This window comes from Streptomyces sioyaensis, assembly GCF_004122735.1.
GTDB classification, from domain to species: Bacteria; Actinomycetota; Actinomycetes; order Streptomycetales; family Streptomycetaceae; genus Streptomyces; species Streptomyces sioyaensis.
In genome coordinates, this window is record NZ_SDIF01000254.1 from 1 (window position 1) to 2689 (window position 2689).

Below are 2689 nucleotides of genomic sequence, written 5' to 3' on the forward strand. Positions count from 1 at the left end.
GGCCGGGGGAGGTCGGGGCGTAGGAGGAGGTCGTCGTCGTAGTCGCCGCCGTTCTGGTGGCGGAAGGGGAGCGGGTCGGTGGTGGGGAGGGTGCGCAGGCGCTCGCGCAGGCGGGTGGCGGCGGTCGCGTAGGTGGTCGGGGTGGTGCGGTCCGCGCCGGGGATCAGAAGGGGCGGGACGACGGAGATCCCGGTGTACCAGAGGGTGCCGTGCTGGAGGGGGAAGAGGAGGTCGTTGAGGTCTCCGTTGACGCCGCGGGGGCCGAGGGTGGCGGCGCGGGCGCCGGCGGTGGTGATGACCAGGGCGCGCTTGCCGGTGAGTTTGCCGTCGCCGTAGCGCAGGGGGCGGCCGGTGGCGGGGTCGGTGAGGCCGAAGGCGAAGCCTTTGACGAAGACGCGGTCGAACCAGCCCTTGAGGATGGCGGGCATTCCGTACCACCAGAGGGGGAACTGGACGATCAAGGTGTCGGCCCAGGTGAGTTTTTCCTGTTCGGCGCGGATGTCGGGGGCCAAGTGGCCGTCCGTGTAGGCGCGTTGGGAGGCCTCGCCGACGAGGAGGCGGTCGGACGGGTCGTGGTCGTAGTCGGCGGCGTCGACCACCGGGTTCCACTTCATGGCGTACAGGTCGGAGACGCGGTGCTGGTGGCCGTGGGCGTCGAGGGTGCGCAGGCCCTCGGTCATGAGGGCGCCGCTCAGTGAGCGCTGGTCGGGGTGGGCGAACAGCCAGAGGACCTTCATGCCGTCCACTCTCCGGGTGCGCAGGGGGGCGAACGAGTGGCCTGATGGCCACTGTGTGCCAGGATCGGGCCATGGGTGTGGAGGAGAGCAGCGGTCGGGGTGCGGACAGGGGGCGGGCCGTCCCGGAGGGCGGGCGGCGGCACCGGGTGGTGGTGCTGGTGCGGGACGGGATGCTGCCCATGGAGGTGGGCATCGTCCACCGGATCTTCGGGGAGGCCCGGTCGGCGGACGGGGAGCTGCTGTATGAGCTGGTGACCTGTGCGCTGCGGCCGGGTGAGGTGCTGACGGACACGGACTTCACGGTGCACGTCGCGCACGGGCCGGAGGCGCTGGCGACGGCCGACACCGTGGTCGTACCGGCATCCGGGGCGGACTACGACCGCGGCGAGGGGTGTGGTGCCGGGCGGCTGAGTGCGGAATTGGCTCAGGCGCTGGGGCGGATCCGGCCCGGCACCCGGATCGCGTCGATCTGTACGGGGGCGTTCGTGCTGGCCGCGGCCGGCTTGCTGGACGGGCGGCGGGCGACCACGCACTGGCGGTCGGTGGACGATTTCCGTCGGCTGTTTCCCTCGGTCGAGCTGGATGCGGACGTGCTGTACACGGACTGCGGTGAGGTGCTGACGGCGGCCGGCGTCGCCTCCGGCGTCGATCTGTGTCTGCACATGGTCCGGTGTGATCACGGGGCGGCGGTGGCCAACGATGTGGCGCGGCGGACGGTCGTGCCGCCGCACCGGGAGGGCGGCCAGGCGCAGTACATCCAGCGGCCGGTGCCGGAGCCGCGGCTGTCGTCCACGGGTGCGGCGCGGGCCTGGGCGCTGGACCATCTGGACCGGCCGCTGAGTCTGCGGGAACTGGCGGCGCGGGAGTCGATGAGCGTACGGACCTTCACCCGGCGCTTCCGGGAGGAGGTCGGGGTCTCGCCGCTCCAGTGGCTGACCCAGCAACGGGTCGAGCGGGCACGGCAGTTGCTGGAGGAGACGGAGCTGACGGTGGACCGGATCGCGGCCGAGGCGGGCTTCGGCACGGCGGCCTCGCTGCGGCAGCATCTGCAGGCGGCGGTGGGGGTCTCGCCGCGGGCCTATCGGGGCACCTTCCGGGGGCCGGGGATCGGGGGCTGGGCGAGTGCCGGCGGGGGGCGATCGTAGGCGGGGTTTCAGGGCGGGCCGAGCGCCGGCGGGGCTGAGGGCGGCCGCGTTGTCAGTGGGTGGTCGTACGCTGGCGATGTGTGGCGATGTACGGGACCGCGCTGGTCAGGCGGCGGGCCGGAGCCGGAGGGGCGGTTCGGCCAGCGGCTCGGCTGGTACTGCGCCGAGCGCGGTGAGGAGCGGACGAGCGTGCTCCCCGCGGGCAAGACGCTGGCGTTCGCGGCGCAGGGGGAGCGGCGCTGTCTGGGGGTGCGGCGGGCCGGCCGCTGGATCGTGTGCCCGTACGACGCGGTGCTCGACGGTGCGAGCGCCAAGGACCAGTGCGCGCGCTGCGCCCAGCTGGACCGGTCGCGTTCGGTGGCCGCGGACACCATGGCCGACGATCCGCGTCCGTACGGCGTCTATCTCGCGTACTTCGGGCCCGGCCTGTTGAAGGTGGGGATCACGGCTGCCGAGCGGGGGGCGGCCCGGCTGGTGGAGCAGGGCGCGGTGGCGTACGCATGGCTGGGGCGCGGGCCGCTGATGGCGGCGCGGCGGGCGGAGGCGGTGCTGGGGAGCGCGCTGGCGGTGCCCGACAGGTTCACGAAGTCGGCGAAGCGGGCGGCGCGCGGGGCGCTGCCCCCGGTGGCGGACCGGGTGGCCGAGCTCGCCCGACTGCACGGCAGGGCACGGGAGCCGGAGCTCTGGCCGGAGACGCTGGAGCCGGTGGAGTTCGCGTGTACGGACCATACGGAGCTGTTCGGGCTCGACCGGATTCCGGGTGACGTGGCGGAGTTGGGCGGGATGACGGCGGGGGCGGAAGTGGTG

The 2689-nt window shown here is 73.7% G+C and carries 3 protein-coding genes; 2 read left to right on the top strand and 1 reads right to left on the bottom strand.

What is annotated here, in order from left to right:
* Nucleotides 1–737: NAD(P)H-dependent oxidoreductase (locus EST54_RS33605; protein ID WP_135796920.1), on the bottom strand; the 737-nt coding region annotated here is incomplete at its 3' end.
* A gap of 44 nt (nucleotides 738–781) precedes the next feature.
* On the opposite strand from EST54_RS33605, the gene EST54_RS33610 reads away from it, so the two are divergent.
* Nucleotides 782–1882 (top strand): GlxA family transcriptional regulator, encoded by a 1101-nt coding sequence (locus EST54_RS33610; RefSeq protein ID WP_129251451.1) that lies wholly within the window; start codon nucleotides 782–784, stop codon nucleotides 1880–1882.
* A 78-nt stretch (nucleotides 1883–1960) separates the two neighbouring features.
* Nucleotides 1961–2689 (top strand): DUF2797 domain-containing protein (locus EST54_RS33615; RefSeq protein ID WP_129251452.1); only part of this gene is annotated, 729 nt, incomplete at its 3' end.